Annotated in this window: 25 protein-coding genes and 1 tRNA gene; 25 read left to right on the plus strand and 1 reads right to left on the minus strand. The window is 68.2% G+C overall.

What is annotated here, in order from left to right; genetic code table 11:
- The 21 genes from lepA to VNE62_06050 form a co-directional block, all read left to right on the plus strand.
- Nucleotides 1–1,447: translation elongation factor 4 (gene lepA, locus VNE62_05950; protein ID HVE91824.1), on the plus strand; the 1,447-nt coding region annotated here is incomplete at its 5' end.
- A 2-nt stretch (nt 1,448–1,449) separates the two neighbouring features.
- Nucleotides 1,450–2,655 carry a radical SAM family heme chaperone HemW gene (gene hemW, locus VNE62_05955; GenBank protein ID HVE91825.1) on the plus strand — a complete coding sequence of 402 codons (1,206 nt, stop codon included), beginning with the start codon at nt 1,450–1,452 and terminating at the stop codon, nt 2,653–2,655.
- 42 nt (nt 2,656–2,697) lie between these two features.
- On the plus strand, nt 2,698–3,723 hold the full coding sequence (gene hrcA, locus VNE62_05960; GenBank protein HVE91826.1) for a heat-inducible transcriptional repressor HrcA: 1,026 nt from the start codon (nt 2,698–2,700) through the stop codon (nt 3,721–3,723).
- A complete protein-coding gene (locus VNE62_05965; protein ID HVE91827.1) occupies nt 3,724–4,821 on the plus strand; it encodes a J domain-containing protein in 1,098 nt (365 codons plus the stop codon).
- A 39-nt stretch (nt 4,822–4,860) separates the two neighbouring features.
- The gene (locus tag VNE62_05970; protein HVE91828.1) at nt 4,861–5,556 is read left to right on the plus strand and encodes an RsmE family RNA methyltransferase; all 696 of its coding nucleotides are present in this window, start codon (nt 4,861–4,863) and stop codon (nt 5,554–5,556) included.
- On the plus strand, nt 5,553–6,014 hold the full coding sequence (locus VNE62_05975; GenBank protein HVE91829.1) for a transcriptional regulator: 462 nt from the start codon (nt 5,553–5,555) through the stop codon (nt 6,012–6,014). Before VNE62_05970 ends, VNE62_05975 begins: the two co-directional genes overlap by 4 nt.
- Entirely contained in the window at nt 6,011–6,355 is a 345-nt protein-coding gene (locus VNE62_05980; GenBank protein HVE91830.1) for a histidine triad nucleotide-binding protein, read from the plus strand. The genes VNE62_05975 and VNE62_05980 overlap by 4 nt, the downstream gene beginning before the upstream one ends.
- Before the next feature lie 86 nt (nt 6,356–6,441).
- Nucleotides 6,442–7,395: a PhoH family protein gene (locus tag VNE62_05985; protein HVE91831.1), complete on the plus strand. Its 954-nt coding sequence runs from the start codon at nt 6,442–6,444 to the stop codon at nt 7,393–7,395.
- Between the two features lie 40 nt (nt 7,396–7,435).
- The gene (gene ybeY, locus VNE62_05990; protein ID HVE91832.1) at nt 7,436–7,912 is read left to right on the plus strand and encodes an rRNA maturation RNase YbeY; all 477 of its coding nucleotides are present in this window, start codon (nt 7,436–7,438) and stop codon (nt 7,910–7,912) included.
- On the plus strand, nt 7,912–9,177 hold the full coding sequence (locus tag VNE62_05995; protein HVE91833.1) for a hemolysin family protein: 1,266 nt from the start codon (nt 7,912–7,914) through the stop codon (nt 9,175–9,177). Before ybeY ends, VNE62_05995 begins: the two co-directional genes overlap by 1 nt.
- A gap of 5 nt (nt 9,178–9,182) precedes the next feature.
- A complete protein-coding gene (era, locus tag VNE62_06000; protein HVE91834.1) occupies nt 9,183–10,106 on the plus strand; it encodes a GTPase Era in 924 nt (307 codons plus the stop codon).
- 23 nt (nt 10,107–10,129) lie between these two features.
- A complete protein-coding gene (locus tag VNE62_06005) occupies nt 10,130–10,699 on the plus strand; it encodes a cob(I)yrinic acid a,c-diamide adenosyltransferase (GenBank protein ID HVE91835.1) in 570 nt (189 codons plus the stop codon).
- 60 nt (nt 10,700–10,759) lie between these two features.
- A complete protein-coding gene (gene recO / locus VNE62_06010) occupies nt 10,760–11,503 on the plus strand; it encodes a DNA repair protein RecO (GenBank protein ID HVE91836.1) in 744 nt (247 codons plus the stop codon).
- A gap of 8 nt (nt 11,504–11,511) precedes the next feature.
- Nucleotides 11,512–12,054, plus strand: coding sequence for a hypothetical protein (locus VNE62_06015; GenBank protein ID HVE91837.1), 543 nt, complete (start codon nt 11,512–11,514; stop codon nt 12,052–12,054).
- Nucleotides 12,055–12,114: 60 nt separating this feature from the next.
- Nucleotides 12,115–12,852: a polyprenyl diphosphate synthase gene (uppS, locus tag VNE62_06020; GenBank protein HVE91838.1), complete on the plus strand. Its 738-nt coding sequence runs from the start codon at nt 12,115–12,117 to the stop codon at nt 12,850–12,852.
- Complete coding sequence (locus tag VNE62_06025) at nt 12,849–13,745, plus strand: glycine--tRNA ligase subunit alpha (protein HVE91839.1); 897 nt, start codon at nt 12,849–12,851, stop codon at nt 13,743–13,745. Before uppS ends, VNE62_06025 begins: the two co-directional genes overlap by 4 nt.
- 36 nt (nt 13,746–13,781) lie before the next feature.
- Nucleotides 13,782–14,207, plus strand: coding sequence for a cyclic nucleotide-binding domain-containing protein (locus tag VNE62_06030; GenBank protein ID HVE91840.1), 426 nt, complete (start codon nt 13,782–13,784; stop codon nt 14,205–14,207).
- Nucleotides 14,208–14,274: 67 nt separating this feature from the next.
- Entirely contained in the window at nt 14,275–15,729 is a 1,455-nt protein-coding gene (locus VNE62_06035; GenBank protein HVE91841.1) for a S8/S53 family peptidase, read from the plus strand.
- Between the two features lie 81 nt (nt 15,730–15,810).
- Complete coding sequence (gene glyS / locus VNE62_06040; protein ID HVE91842.1) at nt 15,811–17,970, plus strand: glycine--tRNA ligase subunit beta; 2,160 nt, start codon at nt 15,811–15,813, stop codon at nt 17,968–17,970.
- A 15-nt stretch (nt 17,971–17,985) separates the two neighbouring features.
- The gene (gene ppdK, locus VNE62_06045; GenBank protein HVE91843.1) at nt 17,986–20,802 is read left to right on the plus strand and encodes a pyruvate, phosphate dikinase; all 2,817 of its coding nucleotides are present in this window, start codon (nt 17,986–17,988) and stop codon (nt 20,800–20,802) included.
- Nucleotides 20,802–21,629 (plus strand): alpha/beta hydrolase, encoded by an 828-nt coding sequence (locus tag VNE62_06050; protein HVE91844.1) that lies wholly within the window; start codon nt 20,802–20,804, stop codon nt 21,627–21,629. The genes ppdK and VNE62_06050 overlap by 1 nt, the downstream gene beginning before the upstream one ends.
- A gap of 21 nt (nt 21,630–21,650) precedes the next feature.
- Here VNE62_06050 and VNE62_06055 read toward each other — a convergent pair whose 3' ends face one another.
- Nucleotides 21,651–22,274, minus strand: coding sequence for a hypothetical protein (locus VNE62_06055; protein HVE91845.1), 624 nt, complete (start codon nt 22,272–22,274; stop codon nt 21,651–21,653).
- A gap of 126 nt (nt 22,275–22,400) precedes the next feature.
- On the opposite strand from VNE62_06055, the gene VNE62_06060 reads away from it, so the two are divergent.
- The 4 genes from VNE62_06060 to VNE62_06075 all read left to right on the plus strand — a co-directional run bounded on the left by VNE62_06060 (nt 22,401) and on the right by VNE62_06075 (nt 26,655).
- Nucleotides 22,401–23,411, plus strand: coding sequence for a deoxyguanosinetriphosphate triphosphohydrolase (locus tag VNE62_06060; GenBank protein HVE91846.1), 1,011 nt, complete (start codon nt 22,401–22,403; stop codon nt 23,409–23,411).
- Complete coding sequence (gene dnaG, locus VNE62_06065; GenBank protein HVE91847.1) at nt 23,408–25,294, plus strand: DNA primase; 1,887 nt, start codon at nt 23,408–23,410, stop codon at nt 25,292–25,294. Before VNE62_06060 ends, dnaG begins: the two co-directional genes overlap by 4 nt.
- Nucleotides 25,291–26,544 carry an RNA polymerase sigma factor gene (locus tag VNE62_06070; GenBank protein ID HVE91848.1) on the plus strand — a complete coding sequence of 418 codons (1,254 nt, stop codon included), beginning with the start codon at nt 25,291–25,293 and terminating at the stop codon, nt 26,542–26,544. Before dnaG ends, VNE62_06070 begins: the two co-directional genes overlap by 4 nt.
- 38 nt (nt 26,545–26,582) lie before the next feature.
- Nucleotides 26,583–26,655, plus strand: a tRNA-Asn gene (locus VNE62_06075).
- The last annotated feature ends 263 nt before the right edge of the window (nt 26,656–26,918 follow it).

Consider the following 26,918-nt stretch of genomic DNA (forward strand, 5'->3'; position numbering starts at 1 on the left):
CCTGGCGCTTGAGGCGGGGCTGGACATAATCCCGTTGATCAACAAGTGCGACCTCGCGGGAGCCGACCCCGACCGCGTCGAGGAGGAGATCTACCACCTGCTCGGCGGCGTCGAGGAGGGCATCCTGAGGATCTCGGCCAAGACCGGGCAGGGTGTTCCGGAGGTCCTGGAGGCCATCGTCGACAGGGTGTCGCCCCCGAAAGTCGACCCCGGCGATGTGCATGCCCGCGGGCTGATCTTCGACTCGATGTACGACCCCTACAGGGGAGTGGTCAGCTACGTACGCCAGATGTCCGGGGAGCTGAGGTCCCGGCAGCAGATTCAGCTGATGTCCACCGGCCACGTCGCCGATGTCATCGAGCTGGGGGTCCTGGCACCGGACATGAAGCCCACGCAGACCATCGGTCCCGGCGAGACGGGCTACGTCATCACCGGGATCAAGGACGTCCGGAAGGCCCGCGTTGGCGACACCATCACGATGGCGGCGGAGCCGGCCCCCGACCCCGTGCCCGGGTTCCAGGAGCCCAAGCCCATGGTGTGGACGGGGCTTTACCCCGAGGAGGGCGAGTACGAGGAGCTGCGCGACGCGCTGGACAAACTCCAGCTCAACGACGCGGGATTCGTCTACGAGCCGGAGACGTCACACGCGCTGGGCTTCGGGTTCCGTTGCGGGTTTTTGGGCCTGCTCCACATGGAGATCGCCAACGAGCGGCTGTACCGGGAGTTCAACCTCGACCTGGTCGTGACGGCGCCCACTTGCGCCTACAACGTGGAGCTCACCGACGGCTCCCGGCTGCAGATCCACTCACCGGCCGATCTGCCCGACCCCTCCCGGATCGCGGTGATCGAGGAGCCGTTCGTGAAGGTGATGTTGATCACGCCCACCGACTACGTGGGCACGATCATGGACCTGTGCCAGGCCAAGCGTGGCGAGCAGACGGCCATGGACTACCTGTCCACGGACCGGGTGGAGCTGCGCTACGAGATGCCTCTTTCGGAGATCCTGTTCGACTTCTTCGACCAGGTGAAGTCGCGAAGCCGCGGGTACGCGTCGCTGGACTACGACCCCCTGCCGTACCGCTCCGCGGAGATGGTGCGGGTGGACATCCTGGTCCACGGCCAGCCGGTGGACGCGTTCAGCTCCATCGTCCACCGGGACCGCGCCTACCACTGGGGACGCGCGATGACCCACCGGCTGCAGGAGCTGATCCCGCGGCAGATGTTCGACATCGCGGTCCAGGCCGCGATCGGGGCCAAGATCATCGCCCGGGAAACGGTCAAGGCCCGCCGCAAGGACGTGCTGTCCAAGTGCTACGGGGGCGACGTCACGCGTAAGCGCAAGCTGCTCGAAAAGCAGAAAAAGGGCAAGGCGAAGATGAAGATGCTCGGACAGGTGGAGGTCCCGCAGGACGTCTTCATCAAAGCGCTGCGCGTAGAGGAGAAGTAGGCATGGTCCGCCCGGCGGAGCGGCTCCTGCCCCGCCCGCGGGACGTACTCGGAGCCTTCGGGATCTACGTCCACGTCCCGTTCTGCACCCGGCGCTGCTGGTACTGCGACTTCAACGCGTACGCCGGCCTGGACCACCTGGCGCCGCAATACATGAGTGCGCTCGCGGAAGACGCGCGGCGGGCCCTGTCGGCACCGGAGCCTTTCGGGGAGCGCCCCGTGGTGACCTCGGTGTTCTTCGGCGGCGGGACGCCGTCGCTGGTCGAACCCGGACTTCTCACGGCGGTCCTGGACGCGGTGCGAGAGTCCTGGCCGGTGGACCCGGGGGCCGAGGTGACGGTGGAGTGCAACCCCGAGAGCATCGACCGCGACAGGCTGCTCGCCTACCGCGCCGCCGGGGTGACCAGGCTGAGTTTCGGGGTCCAGTCGCTTGACGACCGGCTCCTGGCGTCCCTCGGACGGGTCCACGACGCGGCGACGGCGGTCGGGGCGCTGGTGTTGGCCCGAAGCGTCTTCGAGCGGGTGAGCGGCGACCTCATCTTCGGGGTGCCGGGCGAGGACGACCGGACGTGGAGGTCCAGCGTCGAGGGACTTCTGTCCCTAGGCCTCGAGCACATGTCCTGCTACGGACTGACCTACGAGGAGGGGACTCCGCTGCACTCCTGGAAGCGGCTGGGCAAGGTCGTCCCGGTGGACGACGACGACTCCGCGCGGCGCTGGGAGATGACCGACGACCTGCTCAGTGCGCGGGGACTGCGCCGCTACGAGGTGTCCAACTGGGCGGTTCCGGGGCACGAGTGCCGGCACAACCAGCTGTACTGGGCGTGCGGCGAGTACCTGGGCATAGGCGCCGGCGCCCACTCCCACCTGGCCAGGCCGGACGGGTGCACCCGGTCCTGGACCGTCAAGTCGCCCGAGCGGTACGTCCGTGAGGTTTTCCGCGGGGCCTCCCCGGTGGCGGGGGCCGAGCACGTCGACGCAGCGGGACGGGCGTCCGAGGCCATGTTCCTGGGCCTGCGTCGAGCGGGCGGAGTGCGCTCCGAAGAGTTTCAGGCGCTCACCGGGTTGCGGCTGGAGGACCTGTTCCGTGCGGAGCTGGAACGCTGGTCCCGCGCGGGCCTTCTGCGGTGGGAGGAGACGGGAGCGAGGCTGACGAGGCGCGGGACGCTTCTCGCCAACGAGGTCCTCGCCTCGATGCTGGCCGGTTGATCCGGGAGGTTTGGCACTCTCAGTGTTAGAGTGCCAATCACCATGATCAACCACGAGGCCCCCCTCGACGAGCGCAAGGAGCGCATCCTTCGGGAGATCGTCGAGGCGTACGTCCAGATGGGCGAGCCCGTCGGTTCCAAGGCGATAGCCGCGGGCCGCGACCTCGACGTCAGCTCCGCGACCGTCCGCAACGAGATGGCGATCCTGGAGCGCGAGGGGTACATCGCGCAGCCCCACCCCTCGGCCGGACGGATACCCACGGACAAGGGCTACCGCTACTACGTCGACAGGCTCGCTCCCGCGGTGGACGCCGACCCACAGGAGCGCCGGGAGATCGAACGCTCCATGGCGGGTGCGCTGTCGGCCCTGGACGACCTTCTCATGCGGGCTTCCCACCTACTGTCGGACCTTACGAACTACACGTCGCTTGCGTCCGCGCCCCCGGTCAGTGAGGCGCGGTTGCGCCACGTCGAGCTGGTGCCGCTGGGTCACCGGCGGATTTTCCTGGTCATCGTCGGCGACGGCGCCTGGCACGCCGAGCGCGTGCTGGAGCTGGCCCAGGAGCCGGCTGAGGACACGCTGCGCAGGTCCGGCGAGGTCGCAAACCGCCTCGCACACGGGCTCGGCCTCACCGAGGCCGCGGCCGCCCTCGACAAGGCGGAGGGCTTGGACCGTGAGACGTCCCGGGTGTTGAAGGCGACGGCCCTGGCCCTGCGGACTGTCGCCAGCGACCGCGGAGGCCGCGTGTTCACCGGCGGCACGTCGCGGCTGGTGGTCTGGGAGCCGGCTCCTACAGCCCGCCGCGTCCTGGAGATGCTGGAGGAGGGGGAGATGGAGCCGCTTCTCCCGGAACCGGCCCCAGAAGGGGTCTCCGTGCGCATCGGCCGGGAGCTGGCCTTTGAGGACTACCACGACCTCAGCCTTATCGCGGCCGGGTACAGGTTCGGCCGCCAAGCGGGGACGCTGGGCGTGCTGGGGCCGACTCGGATGCACTACCCGTCGGTGATGTGCACGGTCGCGGAGGTGGCGCGGTCCCTTTCGCGTGCGTTGAGCCGGCTCGAGCAGTAGATGGCTCGCGACCACTACTCGGCCCTCGGCGTGTCCGAGGAGGCGTCGCCCGAGGAGATCAAGCGTGCGTTCAGGTCGCTGGCCCGGCAGCACCACCCGGATGCCACCGGCAACGACCCGGAGGCGGCGGAGCGTTACAAGGAGATCTCAGAGGCCTACTCCGTGCTTTCCGACCCGTCCCGGCGCCGCGAGTACGACATGCAGCGCGCCGGCGGCTTTACGCAGTTCGGGACCACCATCGAGGACCTGTTTGACTCGTTTTTCGGCGGCGGGTCCGGGCGCAGGTCCGCAACGCGGCAGAGGTCGCGGGCGTGGCCGGGGGAGTCCATCGGAGCGCGCGTCTCCATGGACTTCCGCGAGTCCGTCTTCGGGGCGTCCAAGACGATCCGGCTGGACCGTCTGCAGCCCTGCCCGCGGTGCCAGTCGTCCGGATGCGAGCCGGGGACCTTTCCTCAGACCTGCGAGCGCTGCGACGGGACCGGCGAGCTTCAGCAGGTGAGGCGCACCGTGCTCGGCTCGATGATGACCGCGTATCCCTGCGCCGCCTGCCGGCAGACCGGCTGGGTCATCCCGGACCCCTGTTCGAGCTGCCGGGGCGAGGGCAGGGCCAAGGCGACCGAGGAAGTGACCGCCCAGATCCCTCCGGGCGTCGAGAGTGGCGACCGCATGGTGATGAGGGACCAGGGCAACGCGGGTGTGGCCGGCGGGAGCAGGGGGGACCTGTACGTCGAGATAGCCGTCGAGCCCGACGAGCGGTTTGAACGCCGCGGTGACGAGATCCTCACGTGGGTGGACATTCCAATGACCACGGCTGCGCTGGGCGGGGAGGTCACGTTCGAGTCGCTGGACGGCACGGAGAAGCTGAACGTGCCGAAGGGAGCGCAGTCCGGAGAGGAGTTCCGCATCAGGGAGCGCGGGATGGTCCGGCGCTACGGGGACCGGGGGGACCTGGTCGTCCACGCAAACGTGGTCACCCCCACAGGCCTGACCGACGAACAGGAGAGGCTGCTGGCGCAGCTGGCGGAGCTGCGTGGAGAGCCGCGAGGCGGCCACGGGATCCTCGCGGGCCTGCGGCGGGCTCTGCGTATGGAGGGATGACGGCTGGGGCTTCACCATTTCTTCACCGACCCCGACGACGTGCGGGAAGGCCGCGTTGTCCTGCGCGGTGACGAGGCACACCACGCCGCCAAGGTGCTGCGCGTGCGCATCGGGGAGACGATCTCCGTGGCGGACGGATCGGGGCGGGTGATGGACGCCGTCGTCACCAAGATCGCGGAGGAGGGCCTAGCGGCCCGGATCATCCTGTCCCATGACCTCCGGGCGTCCTCGCCCGCCCTCGTGCTGTGCCAGGGACTCACGAAGCGCGAGCGGATGGACCTTGTGGTCCAGAAGTCGGTTGAGGTAGGGGCCCGGACGATTGTGCCGTTCGTCGCACAGCGATCGATCGTCAAGTGGGACGACGACAAGCGCCGCCGCGCCCGCACTCACTGGGAGGGAGTAGCGAGAGCCGCGGCCAAGCAGTGCCGGTCTCCGTGGCTGACGAGCGTGGATCAGGTCGCCGACGGCCTGGACGCCGTCGTGGCGCAGGGTCAGCCGATGCTGGCGCTGCACGAGGAGTCGAAGCTCCACTTCCGCGACGCCCTGGACCCGGACCCCCCGGAGCGCCTGACGATCGTGATCGGTCCCGAGGGGGGCCTGACCGGCGAGGAGGTGTCCGAGCTGGAGGCGTCCGGCGCCAAGTCCGTCACGCTCGGGGAGCGGATCCTGAGGACGGAGACGGCTGGTCCGGTAGCCCTGGCGCTCGCGGCCTACAGCTACGGGATCCTGGGATGAGCGATTTCAACCGCCGCCTCGGGGAGCACATCCGCCGCCTGCGCAAGCTGCAGGGACTGTCGTTGCTGGACGTGGAGTCGGTCTCCGGCAAGGAGGTCAAGGCCTCCGTCTTGGGAGCCTACGAGCGCGGCGAACGGGTGGTGTCCGCTCCACGCCTCGCGCGACTGGCCGAAATTTACGGGGTTCCGCTTCGGGCGATGCTGCCCTCGCCGCCGGGGTCCGGCGGGGGACCGGCGGTTTCGATGTCCCTGGACCTGAACAAGCTCCAGGAGGCCGACTCGGCCGACGCACGGACCGTTGTCCGCTACGTCAGGTCCATACAGGCGCAGAGGGCGGAGTGGTCTGGCAACGTCTTCTCGATACGGGGCGAAGACGTGAGGGCGCTTTCGACCGCCCTGGACGTCACGCCCGAAGAACTGGTCCGCAGGCTCGACGAGCTGGGGGTGAGGCTGACATGACGGACTGCCTTTTCTGCCGGATCGTGTCCGGCGAGATTGAAGCCGACATCGTGCACGAGGGGGCCGAGGTCATCGCCTTCCGCGACATCAACCCCCAGGCCCCCACCCACATCCAGATAATCCCGAGGCGGCACGTGCCGAAGGTGGGCGGCTTTGTCGCCGAGCAGGATTCAGCGTGGCTGGTGGAGCTTTTCTCGACGGCGGCCGACCTGGCCCGGGCCGAGGGCCTGGAAGCCGGCTTCCGTCTGGTGATCAACAACGGGCCGCTGGCCGGACAGAGCGTCCACCACGTCCACCTGCACCTCCTGGGCGGGCGGCAGCTGGGGTGGCCCCCGGGATGACCGGCAGGGGCGGGAAGGGTCGCGGCCCGGCGATATACTCGCCCCCAGAGAGGAACTATCGGACGTTGTCGAACCGCTTGAAGATCATGGTCCCCGGCGAGACCCATGTGGTCGACCTGGTCGGCCAGAGAGATGAGCACCTCAGGCTCATCGAGGACTCTTTCGCCTCGGACATCCTGGTGCGCGGCAACGAGATCACCATCACGGGTCCGACCGAGGAGGCCGAGAAGGTGGCCTCCGTCTTCGAGGAGCTTCTCGCTCTGCTTCAGCGCGGCCATGTGCTGACCACCGATTCCGTCGGCCGAGCGGTGGAGATGGTGAAGTCCGATTCGGGCGACAAGCCCTCTGACGTCATGAGCGAGACGCTGCTCGTCACGCGGGGACGCGCCATCCGGGCGAAGACTCCGGGTCAGAAGCGCTACATCGACGCGATCCGCAGGAACACGGTTGTGTTCTCGATCGGACCGGCCGGCACCGGCAAGACCTATCTCGCCGTCGCGACGGCGGTGAAGGCGCTTCGGGACAAGGAGATCTCCCGGATCATCCTCACGCGCCCCGCGGTGGAGGCGGGGGAGCGGCTGGGTTTTCTTCCCGGCGATATCGCCCAGAAGGTGGACCCCTATCTGAAGCCGCTCTACGACGCGCTGTACGACATGCTCGAGCCGGACCACTTCACGCGGCTGATGGAGCGCGGCACGATCGAGGTGGCGCCGCTGGCCTACATGAGGGGGAGAACCCTCAACGACTCGTTCATCATCCTGGACGAAGCGCAGAACACGACACCGGAGCAGATGAAGATGCTGCTCACCCGCCTGGGGCTTGGGTCCAAGGCCGTCGTGACCGGCGACGTCACTCAGGTGGACCTGCCCGAGGGCCACACCAGCGGCCTGGTGGTGGTCCAGCAGATCCTCAAAGAGATCACCGGGCTGGAGTTCGTCCACCTCGAGCCGATGGATGTCGTCCGTCACAAGATCGTGCAGCAGATCGTGGAGGCGTATCACCGCTTCGACGAAAACCGCCGGCCATCCGGAGGCAGATGAGCGTCGAGCCCCCGGATCACCCCCCACAACCTTGGCTGTGATGGCCGGCCTGAAGGACGTCTTCGTTGCCAACGAGCAGTCCGACGTCGACATCGACGAACGCCGGCTCATCCAATTGGCCCGCGTCGCGGCCGGCGAAGAGGACGTGGACCCGCGCGCTGAGCTTTCCGTCCTGCTGGTGGACCGTGAGTCGATGGCCAGCCTGAAGGAGAAGTGGCTCGGTGAGCCCGGGCCCACCGACGTGCTGGCTTTCCCGATGGACGAACATCCTTCCGAAGAGGAGCAGTACCTCGTGGGCGACATCGTGATCTGCCCGGACGTCGCCCGCGAGCAGGCCGAGTCGCAGGGGGGCACGGTGCTCGAGGAGGTCGAGCTCCTGCTCGTCCACGGGTTCCTCCACCTGCTGGGCTACGACCACGCAAAGCCGTCCGAGGCGCGTACGATGCGGCACCGTGAGCGCAAGATCCTCCAGGAGTTCTACCGCCACCCGGCCTCCGATCCTGGACCGATCTCCTGATGGCCGCCCTGATCGCACTCGTTGGCTTTCTGGTCGTGATGGGATCCGTCCTGGCGATGGCCGAGGCGTCGCTGAGCCGCGTAGACCGCGTCCAGGCCCTGGCGCTGCGCGAGGAGGGCCGCCGGGGGGCCGAGCGGCTCCTGAAAATCGAGGAGCAGCCGGCGCGTCACCTCAACTCGGTGTATCTCGCGGTGATGTTTGCGCAGAACGGATCGGCCATCCTGGTCGCCTTTCTGGCCAACAAGTTGTGGCCCGGCGTGTGGGTGACCGTAGCGTCGGCGGTGTTCACGCTGCTGTACTTCGTGCTGGTGGAGGCGATGTCCAAGACCTTTGCGATCCTGCACAGTTCCTCGGTAGCGCTCTCGCTGGCCCCCCTGGTCTCGGTGCTCGCGAGGTTCCTGTCGCTTCCCACTCGAATGCTCATCGGGCTTTCCAACCTGTTGCTGCCCGGCAAGGGCATCAAATCCGGACCCTTCGTGTCGGAGGAGTACATCCGCTCGGTCGCCGACGTGGGCCACGAGGAGGGGACGATCGAGGAGGAACAGAAGGAGTTCATCCACTCCATCTTCGAGGTGGGCGACACGCTCGCCCGCGAGGTGATGGTGCCCCGTCCGGACATGATCGTCGTGGCGGCACAGCGTCCGATCGGAAAGGCGATGGACCTGACGATCAAGCACGGCGTCTCGCGGATCCCCGTGTACGACAAGGAGCCCGACAACATCACCGGCATCGTGTACGCCAAGGACCTTTTCAAGGCGCTGCGCCGTAACGGCGACTCCGACAAGGAGAAGACGGTCAAGGACGTGATGCGCGAGGCGTTCTTCGTGCCCGAGACAAAGCCGGTCCTGGAACTGCTGCGCGAGATGCAGAAGAGCCGGACGCATATGGCGATCGTGGCCGACGAATACGGCGACGTGGCGGGACTGGTGACGCTCGAGGACCTGATCGAGGAGATCGTGGGGGAGATATCCGACGAGTACGACGTGGCCGAGCCGGACCTCGTCCCCATGGAGGACGGCAAGTGGCGGGTCAAGGCCGGCCTTCCCATAGGCGACCTCAACGAGCTGCTGGACGTAGAGCTTCCCGAAGACGAGGACTGGACCACCGTCGGGGGACTCGTCGTCTCCAAGCTGGGCAAGATGCCCCAGGAGGGAGACGAGGTCAGCTTCGAGGGCCTGGGGTTTCGTGCCGAAGGGGTCAACGGCAGGAGGATCGGCACGGTCGTCGTCACCAAGTCGGTCGTCTCCGACGACGGCGCCGCCTGAGCACGGTGGACGGGCTGCAGCTCGGCCAGTCGCCTCCGGGTTTCCGGTCTGGTTTCGCCTCTTTCATCGGGCGCCCCAACGTTGGAAAGTCGACTCTGCTCAACCAGATCATGCGGGCCAAGGTGTCGATCATCTCCGAGCGGCCGCAGACGACGCGCAATGCCGTGAGGGGGGTCCTCACGACCGAGGCGGCACAGGCGGTGTTCATCGACACCCCCGGTTTTCACAAGCCCCGTACGGCTCTGGGGCAGAAGCTCAACGCCGTCGTGCACGTGACCCTGGCCGAGGTGGACGTGGTGGTCTTCGTGGTCGACGCCGCCGACGGCGTCGGCAGCGGCGACGCCTTTCTTGCTCACCAGCTGCACAACGTCCGGACGCCGGTGCTGGTCGTGCTCAACAAGACCGACCTGGTCGCCGAGCAGGCGCTTGAGCGCCAGATGGTTGCGGTGAGGGCGCTCGGCTCCTTTGAGGAGATCCTGCCGGTGTCGGCGAAGTCCGGGGCCGGTGTGGCCGACCTGGTCCGGCTCGTGACGTCCAGGCTGCCGGAGGGGCCGCTGTTCTATCCGCCCGACCAGGTGACCGACCAGCCCGAGTCGGTGCTTGTGGCTGAGATAGTCCGGGAGAAGGCGCTTCGTCTCACCCGCGACGAGGTCCCTCACTCCATCGCGGTGGTGGTGGAGGAGATGAGGGAAGCCGAGGAGGAAGGGCGCCTGGAGGTGGATGTGATCGTGTACGTGGAGCGCGACTCACAGAAGGGCATCCTTATCGGACACCGAGGCGGCATGCTCAAGCAGATCGGCACGGAGGCCAGGCGCGAGATCTCGGCGCTCCTCGGCTCCCGGGTGCACCTGGACCTGCGGGTCAAGGTGAAGCGGGACTGGCAGCGGCAGCCCGGACTCGTGGAGCGGTTCGGCTACGGCCGCCAGTAGTTCCCGCCGGAGAAAGGCAGGAGATGCCCGACAAGGTCTACACGCGGCGCGGCGACGACGGGACGACGCAGCTTTTCTTCGCCGGTAGCGAACGCATCCCCAAAAACGACCTGCGCCCCTGCGCCTACGGGGAGTCCGACGAGGCGGTCTCGGCGCTGGGGCTCGCGCGTGCGCACGCTGGCCTGGAGGGCCAGGAGGACGTGGCGGAGATCGTCCTGGGCCTCCAGCGCGAGCTGTTCGTCCTCAATGCCGAGCTCGCGACAGCGCCGGACAACTGGCCGCGGCTGACCCCGGGCGTGTCGCTGGTGACGCAGCAGATGGTCGACCGTCTGGAGGAGGTCATCGACGGCCTGACGCAGCGGTTCGAGCAACCGAAGGATTTCATCGTGCCGGGCAACACCATCCTCGGGGCCTGCCTGGACCACGCGGCTCGCGTGGTTAGACGGGCCGAACGGGCGGCCGTCGCCCTGGCGGCGGCGGAACAGGTCCGGCCGGAGGCGCTGCGGTATCTCAACCGGCTCGCGGACCTGGTGTGGGTGCTGGCGCGCTACTCCGAGAGGTCCGGCCCCCAGCCGAAGCCCCGGCCCTCCTGATCACGCCGGCCGCGTCCAGCATCCTGGCGTAGGAGGACGCGCGGCAGTACGTTGGCGGCCATGCCGGATCGAGGCCACGGCCTGTACAGGGACCAGGGCATCGTCCTGCGCGGCATCAAGCTGGGAGAGTCCGACCGCATCCTGTCCGTTTTGACGCAGTCGCACGGGCGCATCCGGGTGGTGGCCAAGGGTGCCCGCAAGTCCAAGTCGCGGTTCGGCGGGCGAATCGACGCGTTCACCCACGTGGACCTGCAGCTGTACACCGGCCGCGAGCTGGACATCCTCACGCAGGCCGAGATCCTCGGCCGCTTCCCGAGGCTGCGATCGGACTATGCCTCGTTCACGGCGGCGGCCGCGATGGCCGACGCGGTCGAGCGCACCACCCCGGACCGTGAGCGCAACGTCCGGCTGTTCGTCCTGCTCAGGACCGGATTGCACGCACTCGAGCAAGGCGCGGACGACCCCGGCGTCCTGGCCTACGCTTTTCTCGTCAAGGCCGCCTCTCTGGCCGGACTGCACCCCGTCCTGCAGGCCTGTGTCGGCTGTGGTGGACCAGCCGGATCCGCGTTCTCGATGTCCGCAGGGGGGGTCGTGTGTCCGGCCTGTACCTCGCGCTCCGACCCCCGCGTATCGGACGGGGTTTTGGAGGCGTGGACGGGGCTTCTGGCCGGGACCTGGGAGGAGCTGCGAAGGTTGCGGCTGGCCCCGGACGTGCAACGAGAGCTGCCGGGACTGCTGCTGGGATTCGTCCAGTGGCAGTTGGACAACCGCTTCAGGGCCTTCGGGCTGCTGGCTTCCCAATAGGAGGAACCATGGATCGCGACAACGAACCGCAGCCCCAGTCTCAGCAGAACCCCGGATCGGGGTCTTCCCCGTCGGAGGGTGCTCCGGCACCCGCATCCTATGAGTCCGCCCCGACTCCGGAGGCCGGGCCACCCGGCAGCTACCCCGGGACCACCGGGGACCCGGTCGACGTGGGCGACTCGCCGGCTTACGACCTTCCCGCGCCACGATCCAGTCCGTACGCCATCGCCTCCATGGTCGTGGGCCTGGTCGCGTTGAGCCGGGGCGGGAACATCCTGGCCATGGCTCAGCTGTTCGGCCGCCAGCTGGACCCCGTCACCCTGGTTGTGAACCTGCTCGAGGTGCTGATCGTCCCCGTCGTGCCGGGCGTGCTGGCCGTGTGGCTGTCCTGGCGCGCCGACGACGAGATTCAGATGTCCCAGGGCAGGCTCGGGGGCCGTGGATTCTCACAGGCGGGCCGGGTTCTGGGTTTTGCCGTGCTGATCGCCCTGCTCCTGGGGCTCGCGCTGACGCTGGTCGGCAGTCCGGACGCGTCCGTGAGGCTGCAGTAGCCGGCACGGACCCGGCTCCCTGCATGGAGGCGGCGGCTTCGCCGTCCGTAGACTTGCCCGGTGGATGCCCCGCACGCGCACCTGGACCTCACCCGGATGCCGAAGCACGTTGCGCTGATCATGGACGGCAACGGCAGGTGGGCCAAGCAGCGGGGGCTGCCTCGCACCGCGGGGCACAGCGCCGGCGAGGAGTCCATCGTCGAGTGCGTGGACGGGGCCCTGGAGGTTGGGCTGCGGTGGCTGACCGTGTACGCGTTCTCCACCGAGAACTGGAAGCGGCCGGTGGACGAGGTCCGTTTTCTCATGAACTACAACCGCGACCTGCTGTTCCGCCGTCGCGACGAGTTCCGGTCCAAGGGGGTGCGGATCAGGTTCATCGGCCGCCGCGACGACCGGCGCCTGCCCCGGAAGCTGGTGGCCATCGCCGAGGAGGCCGAGGAGATGACCCGCGGATGTCGCAAGCTGAACCTGACCATCGCCCTCAACTACGGGGGCCGGGCCGAGATAATGGACGGCTTCCGACACCTCGCCCAGCGCGTGGAGAAGGGGGAGGTGGATGCCGAGAAAGTGTCGGAACGCGACCTCCGTGGCTTCTTCTACGCGCCCGAGATGCCGGACCCGGACGTGATCGTTCGAACTTCCGGTGAGATGAGGACATCCAACTTCCTGCTGTGGCAGGGGGCATATTCGGAACTGGTCTTCACGCCTGTTTTGTGGCCGGACTTCCGCCGCGAGCACCTGTGGGAGGCGATCGGGGAGTTCCAGCGCCGAGCGCGGCGCTTCGGGGGAGTGCGGTGAACTACCAGGACCTGATCCTTTCCCTCCTGCGCTTTTGGGGTGACCGCGGGTGTCTGGTCGGCCAGCCCTATTCGGGAGAGGTGGGAGCGGGGACGTTCAACCCGCTGACCTTCTTGAGGGCCCTCGGGCCGGAGCCCTGGCGCGCGGTGTACGTCGAGCCGTCCAAAAGGCCCACCGACGCCCGGTACGGCGACAACCCCAATCGCCTGTACTCCCATCACCAGGTGCAGGTCGTCCTGAAGCCGGCGCCCGATGACATCCAGGACCTGTACCTCGAGTCTTTGTCCGCGTTCGGTGTCAAGGCGTCCGAGCACGACATCCGGTTCGTCGAGGACAACTGGGAGTCCCCGTCGCTGGGGGCGTGGGGGCTCGGCTGGGAGGTCTGGCTGGACGGGATGGAAATCACCCAGTTCACGTACTTCCAGCAGGTTGGGGCCGTGGAGTGTGAGGTCGTGACGGGTGAGATCACCTACGGGACCGAGCGGATCGCAATGTACCTGCAGGGCGTCGACAACGTGTTCGACCTGCAGTACGCGCCGGGCGTCACCTATGGCGAGGTCCACAAGGCCTCGGAGAGGCAGTGGTCGGCCTACGTCTTCGACCACTCGTCCGCGGACAGTCTCTTCTCGTGGTTTGACGAGTACTCCGAAGAGAGCCGGCGGCTGATCGGCCAGGGACTCGTTCTGCCGGCGATGGACTTCGCCATCAAGGCCTCGCACACTTTCAACCTGCTGGACGCGCGCGGGGTGATCGCGGTCGCCGAGAGAGCCCGTTACCTGGGGCTGGTACGTGACCTCACGAAGGCCTGCGCCTCCGCGTGGCTGGAGGCCCGGCGGGAGGAGGGATTCCCCCTGCAGGCGTCATTGGACTCGCCTGTGCGGGCGAACCCCTAGAATCCAACCACCTGGATCGGACCCGTTGGGGGGAACATGCGCAACAAGAAAGAGGGCCTGAAGCTTCTGAAGTCCGTGCCGTTGTTCGAGGGGCTGTCCGGCGCTGAGTTGAAGCGCCTCCTGGCGGAAACCGAGGAGCGGTACTTCTCTCCGGGCCAGGACCTGGTCGTCGAGGGCCAGAAGGGCGGGCCCTTCTTCCTGATCACGGAGGGCCGGGCGAAACTGATCATGGGGGGGCGTACCAGGAAGACCCTCGGGCCCGGCGCCGCCGTGGGCGAGATGTCCCTGATAGACGGGCTGCCCAGATCCGCGACCGTCCGGGCCGACACCAACATCAAGGCGCTCGCCATCAAGTCCTGGAATTTTCTGGCGATCCTGGAAGAGAGCTGGCCGATCACCAAAAAGATCATGGCCGAGCTGAGCAGGCGCGTCCGGGCGCTGGAAAAGGTCGAGCCCCACTGACCGGCAGGCACCGCGCCGCCTGACGGCACCCGGCAGGATTCGTGTCTCCCCCGGCGAATCCTGCAGCATGCAGCCCAGCCGCCTTCGTGCCGCCGTAGTCCCGGTTGTCCTCGCTCTCATCGCGGCGCTGGTGACGCCGTCACCCGCCGTGGCGCTCCAGGACCGCCCGGTCACGGTCGTGGCCGTCGTCGACTCCGGGTTCTCTCCGTACCACTACGACTTCCTCGGCTCCCAGCACCCCTGGAACACCGACTCGGACCCCGGCAACGACCTGGACTTCTCAGCCCATCCCTCGACCTACGTGGAGGGGCACCCGGGGGCCGAACGACTGGACCTCACGCTGCCGGGTTCGGCAACCGCGGACGTCGACCAACTCCGGGGCGTCGACTCGGCCAAGTGGAACTCGTTCGGCAGGTCCACGACCTCGCAGGCGCGCATGTACTGGATGCCGGGCACCAAGGTCATCGGAGCCGTTCGCTTTGGGGGCGAGCGGTTCGAGGGCTCCAACTCGGCACACGGCACGAGGTCGGCCGCGAGCGCCGCGGGCAACCTGCACGGGACGTGCCCGGAGTGCCTGTTCGTCCTGGTCTCCGGGATGCTGCCGGAGGCGCTGGCGTGGGCGATGTCCCAGCCGTGGATCGACGTCGTCACCAACTCCTACGGACACAGCACGACCCCCTTGAGGGACAACGTCTACCGCCACGGACCGGTCCAGCAGGGCAAGGCGGCGTCCGAGGCCGGGCAGGTCGTGGTGTTCAGCGCCGGCAACGGACTCGCCAACGCCTTTGACGTCCCGGCTTTCACCTACTGGTCCAGCGAAAAGGGGCCCGACTGGGTGGTGACGGTGGGAGCCGTTTCCCCCGACGACCAGGCCACCTATTCCGGGGCCGGCAAGCCCGTGGACATCTCCTCGATCGGGCGCAGCTACCCATCGACCGGTGGATCTTTGGCAGAAGGGACCGGCACTCACAGCGGGACTTCCAACGCGGCTCCCGTGGTGGCCGGATACTTCGGGCGCGTGCTGCAGTCGGCGCGGGAGACGCTGGGTGATCTCTCGGCCGGGCACGCCGCGGGCGTGGTCGCGCAGGGCGAGCCGGTGACCTGCGGGACCGCCCACCCGTCCTGCCCGCTGGGCGACGGCGTCCTTACGCGGGCCGAGCTGCAGGATCTGGTCTTCCACAACGTGCTTCCCGACCCGGGCCTGAACGCCGCAGGCGTGGCCTCCGTACAGGGCGTCCCGCACGCGTACTACTACCAAGGCCACGGAGCGGTCCTGGGACGCCTGCGCGGGTCACACGACTGGCTGGAGGAGGCGGGACGGATGATCGGTGCCTCCACGGGCGTGGCGGCCCCACCGCAGCGCCCCGCGGGCGAAAGGAACTGGTTTGTCGTGGACTCCATGTGCCGACAGGGGATCTGGGGCGACTGGACCGGCGGCTACTACACCGGCTCGGCTCCGGACATGAACCCCATCGATGACCCCCTCGCGACGTCCTTCAGGGCGGGGTGTAGCGCTCTTTGAGGCCACGGGGCCCCCTCTTCTTCCCGGCTTAGGTTCAGCTCCCGCAACGGGCCCAGCCGGCAGCCGTAGAATCGCAGTCCCGTGGCCGACCTCCTGCTTGAAATCGGAACCGAAGAGCTGCCCCCGTCCGCGATAACCGCCGGCGAGCCGCAGCTGCTGGAGCTGGCGACGCGGCTTCTGGGCCGGGAACGTCTGGCGCACGGCGCCGTGGACACTTTTGCGACGCCCCGGCGGCTCGCGGTGCTCGTCCGCGACGTCGCGCAGGTCCAGGAGGCGGTTTCGGAGGAACGTCGCGGCCCGCCGGCCTCCAGGGCCTTCACGGACTTGGGTGAGCCGTCAGAAGTCGGGATCCGGTTTGCGCGCTCCAACGGCGTGGATCCTTCACAGCTCCAGCGCCGGTCCACTCCGCAGGGCGACTACGCATACGTCGTGAGGCAGACGCCGGCCCGTCCGGCCCTGGATCTCCTTCCGGATGTGCTTTCCGAGATGCTCGGTTCGCTGAGCTTCCAGCGGACGATGCGCTGGGACGACTCGGGCGTGAAGTTCCCCCGTCCCATCCGGTGGATCGTGGCGCTGTTCGGCGACAAGGTGGTGCCGTTCGTCCACGGCCGGGTGGCAGCGGGCAGGCAGTCGGTTGGGCACCGGGTGTTCCATCCGGGTCCGGTGGAGATCACCGACGCCGCGTCGTATGAGAGCCAGGTCCGCGATGCGGGGGTTCTCGCGAAGATTTCCGAGCGCCGGGAGGAGATCGTCTCGGAGGCGCAGCGTGCGGCGGACTCGATGGGTGGGACGGCTATCGCTCACGACAGGATCGTCGACGAGGTGACGAGGATCGTCGAGCGCCCGGTGGCCCTGACCGGCACGTTCGACCCAGGCTACCTCGAGCTTCCGCGCGCGGTGCTCACGACGTCCATGGAGACCCATCTGCGTCACATAGCAGTTCAGGACCGGGACGGGAGCCTGCTGCCGGGGTTCGTGGTCGTGTCCAATGCAGATCCGGGGGCCGCCGCGATGATTGCCCACGGAAACGAGCGGGTCCTGAGGGCGAGGCTGGAGGACGCCCGGTTTTTCTTCGCCGAAGACCGCAAGGTCCCGCTCCAGGCCTATGCGCGCCGCCTCAACGAGGTGGTGGTGCACGCCCGGCTAGGCTCCCTTGCCGATCGCGCGCGGCGAATGACGGCTCTGCTGCCCGATACCGTGGGTTGGTCGTCCATAAAGGAAGGCGACGCGCGGGCGGCGGCAATCGCCGCGCCCCTGGTCAAGGCCGATCTGCTCACACACATGGTCGGGGAGTTTCCAGAGCTCCAGGGCGAGATGGGGGCCGAATACGCGCTGCGCGACTCCGACCTCGCACGGGAGGCTGGGGATCTGCTGCCCGCGGTCGCACTGGCCGTGCGGGAGCACTATCTGCCGCGCTTCGCCGGCGACGCAGTGCCGTCGTCGCCGGCCGGCTCGCTGGTCGGACTCCTGGACCGGCTCGACACGCTCGTGGGGTACGTCGGCATAGGACTGCTCCCGACAGGTTCGGCTGACCCGTACGCTCTGCGCAGGGCGGCCGCGGGGTTCGCCGCCATCTGCATCGCCACGGGCTACCGGATTCCGATCAGCGACTCGGTTGCGCGGCTCTGGGAGGGCTATCGGGCCGCCGGCGCGGACCTGCAGCCGCTCGATGCGTGCCTGGAGGGGGTTTCGGGGCTTCTGTCCGACAGGACGCAGGCGATCCTCGAGCGCGAGGGAGTCGCCGCACCTTTCGTGTCCATGGCCCGGGGATCGGCGTGGACCGACCTGCCGGACCTCGCGGCGCGGGCACGTGCCGTGGCCGAGGTGCATGCGTCCGGCGGCCTGAAGGAGCTTGTGACCGCGCACGAGCGCCCCCACAACATCCTGCGCAAGGCGGGAGGCGTCGACGCACCGCTGGACAGGTCGATGGCGGTCCATCCTGCCGAGCGGGACCTGCTGCAGACGATCGATTCGCTGGCCGGCCAGGTGACGGCGCTGGCAGCCGAGAGGCGCTATGCGGAGGCCCTATCGGCGGCCGCTCCCCTCGCCGCCCCCATGGATAGGCTGTTCGACAGGGACGCAGGCGTAATGGTCAACGATCCCAATGAAAAGGTGAGGCACAACCGCCTCGCCCTTCTGGCCGCGGCGGTGACGGTGCTGTCGGCGGTTGCGGATCTCTCGGCGGTGGAGCCCAAGGAACTTGATGCCGTGGCCGCCGGCCCCGGACACAGCAGCCAGTAGAAGACGAGGAGCGCGATGGCAGGCAAGAAGGCAACCAAGAGCGGGACGGACCGTAAGCCCAAGAGCTCCATAGGGACCTCGCCCAAGCCGACGCCGAAGCAGAAGAAGCAGGGATCCCAGGCCGCGCGCCGGAAGGCAACGGCCCCTCGCTTGGTCTACGACTTCTCCCAGGGCAACAAGGAAATGAAGTTTTTGCTCGGGGGAAAGGGCGCGAACCTCGCCGAGATGACAAACCTCGGCCTCCCGGTCCCCCCAGGGTTCGTCATCACCACCGACGCGTGCCGCGAGTACATGCGCACCGGCAAGGTCCCCCCGGGCTTGCAGGAGCAGGTGGAAAAGCGCCTGCGAGCCCTGGAGCGGGCGATGGGCCGGTCCCTGGGCGACGCGGCGAACCCGCTACTGGTCGCGGTGCGGTCCGGGTCGATGTTCTCGATGCCCGGAATGATGGACACAGTGCTGAACCTCGGCATGAACGACGAATCGGTCAAGGGTCTCGCCTCCCAGACCGGCGACGACCGCTACGCGTGGGACTGCTACCGGCGTTTTATCCAGATGTTCGGCAAGACGGTCACGGGCATCCCGGGTGACGACTTCGAGCAGGCCCTGACGCAGGCGAAGGGCCGCAAGGCGAAGTCCCTGCGGCGGTCCCCTGATTCGGTGGCAGATACCGACCTGGAGTCCGACGACATGCGGGAGATGGTCGCGCGATTCAAGGAGATCTACAAGACCCACACGCGCCGCTCGTTCCCCCAGGACCCCCGCCGGCAGCTGTCCATGTCGATCGAGGCGGTCTTCAACTCCTGGAACAACAAGCGGGCCCAGGACTACCGCCGGCTGGAGGGAATCGACGACTCGCTGGGAACCGCGGTGAACGTGATGGCAATGGTGTTCGGCAACAAGGGCGATGACTCCGGCACCGGAGTCGCGTTCACCCGCGATCCCGCCAGCGGCAAGCCCGGCGCCTACGGTGACTACCTGGTGAACGCTCAGGGCGAGGACGTCGTGGCCGGTATCCGGACTCCCGAGCCTCTCCAGACCCTGCGCAAGCTCAATCGCAAGGCATACGACGAGCTGCTGAAGATCATGGAACGGCTCGAGCGCCACTACCGCGACATGTGCGACGTGGAGTTCACGGTCGAGCAGAAGAAGCTGTGGATGCTGCAGACCCGCATCGGCAAGCGCACACCGAAGGCGGCGGTCCGGGTGGCCGTCGAGATGGCCAACGAGCGCCTGATCACGCGCAAGGAGGCCGTCCGACGCGTGAGCCCCTCACAGCTGGACCAGCTGCTCCACCCCCAGTTCGATCCCGACGCCGACGTGAAGGTCCTGGCGCGGGGGGTCAACGCCTCTCCGGGTGCAGCGGTCGGGAAGGTGGTCCTGGACGCGGACACGGCAGTCGAGTGGGTGAAGCGGGGAGAGAAGGTGATTCTCGTCCGCGACGAGACGAACCCCGACGACGTGCATGGGATGTACGCGGCCGAAGGCATCCTCACGGCGCGTGGTGGAAAAACGTCTCACGCGGCGGTTGTCGCCCGGGGAGCGGGCAAGCCATGCGTGGTTGGTGCCGACGAGGTGCGGATCGAGCTCGGCTCGAGGTCGCTGGAGGCCGGCGGGACGACCGTCCGGGAAGGCGATGTCATCTCCATTGACGGCACGCAGGGAACCGTCGTCCTCGGATCCGTTGCACTGGTTGCGCCGTCGGTGACGGGGGAGTTCGCGACGCTTTTGTCCTGGGCGGACACGTTCAGGAAGCTGGGAGTCCGAGCCAACGCCGACACGCCCGAGGACGCGCAGCGCGCCAGGGAGTTCGGTGCCGCCGGCATAGGACTGGCGCGAACGGAGCACATGTTCCTCGGTGACCGGCTGCCCATCGTGCGGCGCGCGATCCTGGCCACCGGCGATGAGGAACGCGACGCGGCCCTGGAGGCTCTGCTCGAGATGCAGAGGACCGACTTCGAGGGGATCTTCCGCGCCATGGACGGGCTCCCGGTGACGGTCCGGCTTCTGGACCCCCCGTTGCACGAGTTCCTCCCGGGGTCAAAGGAGATGGCCGTCGAGATTGAGCGACTGCGGATCGCCGGCGAGATCAGCCAACTGGAGTCGCTTCAGCAGGAGGTCACGGAGCGCACGAAGCTGCTGCGGCTGATCGAGCAGATGGAGGAGTCCAACCCGATGCTCGGCCTCCGTGGCTGCCGGCTGGGCCTGGTCATCCCGGGCATTTACAGGATGCAGGTCCGGGCCATCATGGAAGCGGCCTGCAAGCTTGCGGCCGCGGGCGGCAAGCCGGGGGTCGAGATCATGATCCCGCTCGTGGGCATCGAGTCAGAGATCCGGACGCTGAGGGCCGAGGCGGACGCCGTCGCAAAACAGGTCATCAAGGCGACCGGCACCCGTGTCGCCTATCGGATCGGGACGATGATCGAGGTCCCCAGGGCGGCGCTGGTCGCCCGGGAGATCGCCCGCCACGCGGACTTCTTTTCCTTCGGCACCAACGACCTGACCCAGATGACGTACGCCTTCTCGCGCGACGACATGGAGGGGAAGTTCCTCAGTCCGTACCTGGAGCGGCAGATCCTGGACGACAACCCCTTCGAGACGCTGGACGTGGCCGGGGTCGGGCGGCTGGTCGAGATGGCGACGCGTGACGGACGGTCCGAGTCGCCGAAGCTGAAGGTCGGTGTGTGCGGGGAGCACGGGGGCGACCCCCAGTCCGTGGCCTTCTTCCACGACATCGGGCTCGACTACGTCTCGTGTTCGCCCTTCAGGGTTCCCATAGCCAGGCTTGCCGCGGCGCACTCGGCCATCGGCCCCGCCGAGTCCGCAAGCACCTGATGCTCCGGGTCAGGACCGACGACGGGCTGGAGCTGGCGTACGCCGAGTCCGGGCGTCTGGACGGGCGTCCACTGGTCCTGTTGCACGGCCTGTCCGGAAGCTCGGGGGCCTGGGCGTCCACAGCCGGAGCCGTGGCCCCGCGGTTCCGCGTCCTGGCGGTCGATCAGCGAGGCCATGGAGAGTCCGGACGGACCGACGACCCGCTGGACTTCACGCTGGAGCGGCTGGTGCTGGACGTGTTCAACGTCTCCGACGCGCTGCAGGCGTCACCGATCGTCCTGGTTGGACACGGCATAGGCGCGACGGTCGCGATGCTGGCGGCGCTCGAGGACCCGGACCGCGTGGACGCCCTGGTGTGCGTGGGAGCCTCGGCGGCGCCGCTTGACCCTGCCAGCGGCTGGATGGCGACCAGGGTCCGCGTGGCCGAAGCCGTACAGCGGGGAGGGATTCAGGCCGGCTGGGAGGCCTACCTTGAGAGCGGGATCTTCGGCTGGGAGCTCGACGACATCCCAGCCGAGATCGTGGGCCGCTGGCGCAAGGAGTTCACACGCACCGCTCCCGCCGCGTTCGTTGGCCTGGCCGGGTCGGCGTCCTCGCAGCCGGACCTCACGCCGCGCCTGAGAAAGCTGCGCTGTCCGACGCTGGTGGTTGCGGGCAGCGACGACCAGGCCTTCGGCCCCCAGGCGGCAGCCCTGGCGGAGGCCATCCCGGGGGCCGAGCTGAAGGTCATCCCAGGCGGCGGCCACTCCCCGCAGATGTCGCGGGCGGAGGAGTTCAACGAGACGCTGGTGGCGTTCCTGAAGCGCGCATTGCCCTCCGGGCGCTGAAAGCCCCGGAAGCGCCCGGGTTCAGGGGAAGGTGAGGGTGGGCATCTGGGGAACTTCCCTGACGCACGGCCCCAGCCACACGCCCTGCGCCACGTCCCCGCTGACCCCCGTGAGGGCCCCAGCATGGGCGAATTGGGAGCACTGGCCATCGCCCTTTATCTGCCCGAGGAACGCCTCCGCGTGCGCCGGTCCCACGCTCCCGAGGTTGTTCTCGGTGCCTCCTGTCAGGTAGGTGCCGGCGTAGCCTGTGCCAAAGGCCTCGTATTGCACCACTCCAGCCCAGGTCTCGGATCCGACGTTCTGGTCAAGGGGCTGGACGTACACATCGGTCTTGTTTCCCGCCGCTGCGGCGAAAACCCTCCATTGGATGCCGCCATTGCCGATGAGCTGGTAGAGCCCGGCCCCGCTGGTCGAGCGGACGCTCCCGACCGGCGTATCGGCATTCACCCAGACGGCCGCCCCGCTGTCCGACTCCTGGTAGGTGTAACCGGGCCCCTGTCCGTGATGCGTCTGCGGGGCGCACACCACGGCTCCCGCGACGCCCGGATCCTGCGTGACGCACAAGTGGCCCGCCGAGGCCGGTGCGGCCAGGAGCACGGCCGCAAGTGGCGCAGCCAAGAACACGCACAGCATCCTGATCCGCATACCCGCCCCCTGTTCGTAGATGTCAATCTGTTCGACTCCTCGGGCTGATTTCCTTCAGAAGGAAACTGCAGACGCGTCAAGTGCGGGCAGGCGTCGATCGTCCGCGGGCGCCGGTACACTCCGCCGATGGGCGGGACGGCGACGGGCGTGCGCGCGGCTACGGAGCACATCGAGTCTCTGACTCTGGCGCACTGGGCCACGCATTCGGCCTCCACCAAGGGACGGCAGACCCCGGAGCCGGACGATGAACTGCGGACCGCTTTCCAGCGCGACCGCGACCGTGTTCTGCACACCAAGGCCTTTCGCCGGCTCATGCACAAGACGCAGGTCTTTTTGGCCCCCGAAGGGGACCACTACAGAACACGGCTCACGCACACGCTGGAGGTAGCCCAGGTGGCGCGCACGATATGCCGCGGCCTGCGCCTCAATGAAGACCTCGTCGAGGCGATCTGCCTGGCCCACGACCTCGGCCACACCCCTTTCGGGCACATGGGCGAGGAAGTCCTGGCGGGGTGTCTGGGACGGCCGTTCGAGCACAACCGCCAGTCGCTGCGGGTGGTAGACGTCCTGGAGCGAGACGGCCGGGGGCTGAACCTGACCTGGGAGGTTCGGGACGGGGTCCTCAACCACACGTGGCGCATGCCCGAGCCGTCCACCCCGGAAGGGCTGGTCGCGCGCTGGGCCGACCGGATCGCATACGTCAACCACGACGTGGACGACGCGATCCGAGCCGGTGTCCTGTCGGAGGCCGAGCTGCCGCCGGACGTGCTGGACGTCCTGGGGGCCACGCACAGACAGCGGCTGGACACTCTGGTCCGGTCGGTCGTCGGCGAAAGCGCGGCCGCCGGGGCGGTCCGGATGCCGGCGGAGCAGGCCGAGGCGATGGCCGTCCTGCGCCAGTTTTTGTTCGAGCGCGTGTATCTCGGTCCCGCGGCCCGCGGGGAGCAGGTGAAGGCCGGGGAGATCCTGAGGGCCCTGTTCGAGCACTACGCCCGCCATCCGGACCTGCTGCCGGACAGCCCCGGCAACGCCGGCGACGACCTCCCACAGCGCGTGGCGGATTACGTCTCCGGCATGACAGACCGCTTCGCCATCCGGACCTTCAGCCGCCTGTTCGTCCCGGAGTCGGTGTCGTGAGCCCCAGGTACGCGCGCGACGACATCGACGAGGTCCTGGAGCGGGCCAACATCGTCGAGGTGGTCGGGGAGCACGTGCGGCTGCGCCGCGCGGGACGGGAGCTGGTCGGTCTGTGTCCGTTCCACCAGGAGAAGACGGGCTCGTTCAACGTCAACCCGGAAAAGGGTGTCTACCACTGCCACGGGTGCGGCGCCGGTGGGGGAGTGTTCTCGTTCGTCCAGGAGGTGGAAGGGCTTTCCTTCACGGAGGCCGTCGAGCACCTGGCCAACCGCTACGGGGTTCAGCTCCGGGAGGTGTCCGGCACGCGCAAGGTCGAGTCGCCCCGGGCGAGGCTGGTTTCGCTGCACGAGGCGGCCGTCGAGCACTACCGCGGGCTTCTGGCGCACAAGGAAGGCGGGACGGTGCGGGCTTACCTCGACGATCGCGGGATCGGTCCGGACCTGCGTGAGCGGCACCGGATCGGTTTCGGAGGCTGGACACGCGACGGCCTGGTTCGTGCACTGACGCGCCGTAACTTCACCACCGAGGAGTTGGTGACCGCGGGACTGGCGGCCAAGGAGGGGCGTGCGGTGCGCGACGTGTTCCACGGGCGCCTGCTGTTTCCGATCTACGACCCTTCGGAGCGCCCGGTCGGGTTCGGGGGCCGCGTGCTCCCGGAGAACTACCGGTCCCGGCCGGCCCCCGACGCGCCCAAGTACCTCAACAGCCGCGAGACGCCGCTGTTCAAGAAGTCGCGGGTGCTCTACGGGGCCAACTGGGCGCGGGGGGACATCGTCCGCACGCGGCGCATGGTCCTGGTCGAGGGATACACCGATGTGATCGCCATGCACGCCGCCGGGGTACGGGAGGCCGTCGCCACCTGCGGCACGTCCCTGACCGAGCAGCACATGCAGGAAATCTCACGCCGTTTCGGCGACGTCCGCATCGTGCTGTGCCTGGACGGTGACGCCGCGGGACAGGCCGCCGCCTCCCGGGAGCGCACGGAGGAGCTGGCCGAGGCGTACTCGCCCGGCGGCCGCGTCACCGGGGGCAAGTGGCTGCCCTTGGGCAAGGGGTGGCTGCCCGAGGTGTACGTCGCTCTGCTGCCGGCCGGAAAGGACCCGGCCGACTTCGTTCGCGAGTCGGGGGCCGAGGCCGTGGAGGCGGTGCTGTCCGCGGCCTCCCCGCTCGTCCGTTTCCTGCTGGCACGCGCGCTGGACGGGGAGCGGCTGGACACTCCGGAGTCCAGGACCAGGGCCGTAAGGCGCGGGGCGGGTGTCCTGGCGCAGGTTGGCGACTCGCTGCTGCGTCACGAGTACTCCGTCTGGCTGGCGGACCGGTGCCACGTGGACGTGTCCGAGGTGGTGCGCGCGGTGGAGGACCAGGCCGGCCGGGCGTCGTCGGCCCGCCGCCAGGTCTCCCGCGACGCGGGGCCGGCCGCTCCCGTCGTTCTCACCGGCGCCCAGCGCATCGAACGGGAGGCGCTGCGGTGTCTGGTCGCCGAGCAGGACCTCCTGGACGACTCGGACGTCTGCCCGCAGGAAGACGAGTTCACGTTGCCGCTTCATAGGTCGCTGCTGCGACTGCTCGTCCACGAACGCACCGAGCACGGCACGATCGACCCGGCCCGGCTCGCGGCCAGGATGCAGGACGACGACCTTCGCCGTGCGGCGGCCGAACTCGCAGTCGGGGCCTCCCCCGGGCGCGTCACGGCCGAGGAAACTCTTCTCCGGCTGCGCGCTCTTGCGCTTGCGCGGAATATTGAAGACAAGAAGGTCCGGCTGCGGGCGCTGGACCCGGAGCGAGAAGCCCGCGCCTACGATTCACTGTTCGAGGAGCTGTTGACATTGGAGAGCAAGCGCAGAGCCCTCGGTACCGGCGCAAGGATGACGAGCCGCCCGTGAGCAGATCAAAGCGAGACCTCGGCAAGCCGGGCGGCCGCACCAAGGACGGCAAGGCCGCGAAGGCCTCGCGCAGCCGCGACCCCGGCAACCCCGGGCTGGACCGGACGGAAACTCCCCCGGAAGAAGCGTTGGCGGGATCGGAGTCGCCCGACCTGCTTGCCCGCGTCCTCGGCCCCCTGGACAACGAGGCGAAAGCGAGGCGGGTGGCCGAGCTGGAGGCGATGGACGAGCCCGATGAGTCGGCGCTGAAGGCCGAGGAGCAGGAGGCTCCAGCCGAGGAGGACCTCCTGTCAGCAGCGACCATCAAGCCGGCCCTGTTGCGCGTCGAGGACCCTGGTACTGCCGACTCCATTCGTCTGTACCTGCGCGAGATCGGCCGTGTTCCCTTGCTCACGGGGGACGATGAAAAGGAGCTCGCGCGCCGGCAGGAGGACGGACTCGCCGCTGGCGAGAAGCTGGAGGAGTCGGGAGCGCTGCCCGATGACGAGCGGTTCGAGCTGGAAAAGGTAAAACGGGTCGGCCGGGCGGCCAAGGACCAGCTCATTGAGGCCAACCTGCGCCTGGTGGTGTCAATCGGCAAGCGTTACGCCGACCGGGCTACCTCCATGAACCTCCTGGACCTAATCCAGGAGGGCAACCTCGGCCTAATCAGGGCGGTGGAGAAGTTCGACCACAGACGGGGCTTCAAGTTCTCCACCTACGCCACCTGGTGGATCCGACAGGCCATCACCCGCGCGCTGGCCGACCAGTCAAGGACCATTCGGATCCCCGTGCACATGGTCGAGACGATGCAGCGCGTCACCCGCGTGCAGCGCGACATGGCGCAGCGACTGGGTCGGGAGCCGCTGTTCCACGAGCTGGCCGGGGAACTCGACATGCCACAGGAACGTGTGGCGGAGATCGTGCGGATGGGACTCGACCCGGTGTCGCTTGAGACGCCTGTGGGCGAGGAGGACGACTCTCGGCTCGGCGACTTTATCGAGGACGAGGCGGCGGACCAGCCGCTGCAGGCGGCGGTGAGATCGATGGTCACGAGCTACCTGGCCGAGGTCCTCGATCAGCTTCCGGACCGGGAGCGCGAAGTGATCGAGATGCGCTACGGGTTGCGCGACGGGCAGCCGAAGACCCTCGAGGAGGTCGGGATGAAGTTCGGCGTCACGCGCGAGCGGATCAGGCAGATCGAGACGCGGACCCTGGCCAAGCTGCGGCACCCCACGAAGGTTCAGATGCTCGAAGACCTGATGGAGTGATGGACGCCCCTTCTGCGTTACCATCGCTTTCGTTCCGGTCCGGGGTGGCGCAATCGGTAGCGCGGCGGACTGTTAATCCGTAGGTTGCGGGTTCGAGTCCCGCCCCCGGAGCCCTCACCAGAAGCTCCGCCATATCCCTGCAGGTCAGGGTAGCCGCGCCCCTGCAGCTGGATGTATCAGGCGTAAGCGCCGATACGTAGCGTCGGGCCCCCTTCTGCTGTCAATCTGCTGTCATGACCATGGTCCCCGGTTGCCATACCCCCCTGCCGTAGGTCGCTCCCGCTCGACTAGATCCACTCGCGCCCACTACCTCCTCGCCGCTCCGGCTGACCAAGTCGATCCTGACCAAGTGGAGGTCGGTCGGGCTGACAGTG

The organism is Actinomycetota bacterium (assembly GCA_035536535.1).
In the GTDB taxonomy this organism is placed as follows: domain Bacteria; phylum Actinomycetota; class JAICYB01; order JAICYB01; family JAICYB01; genus DATLNZ01.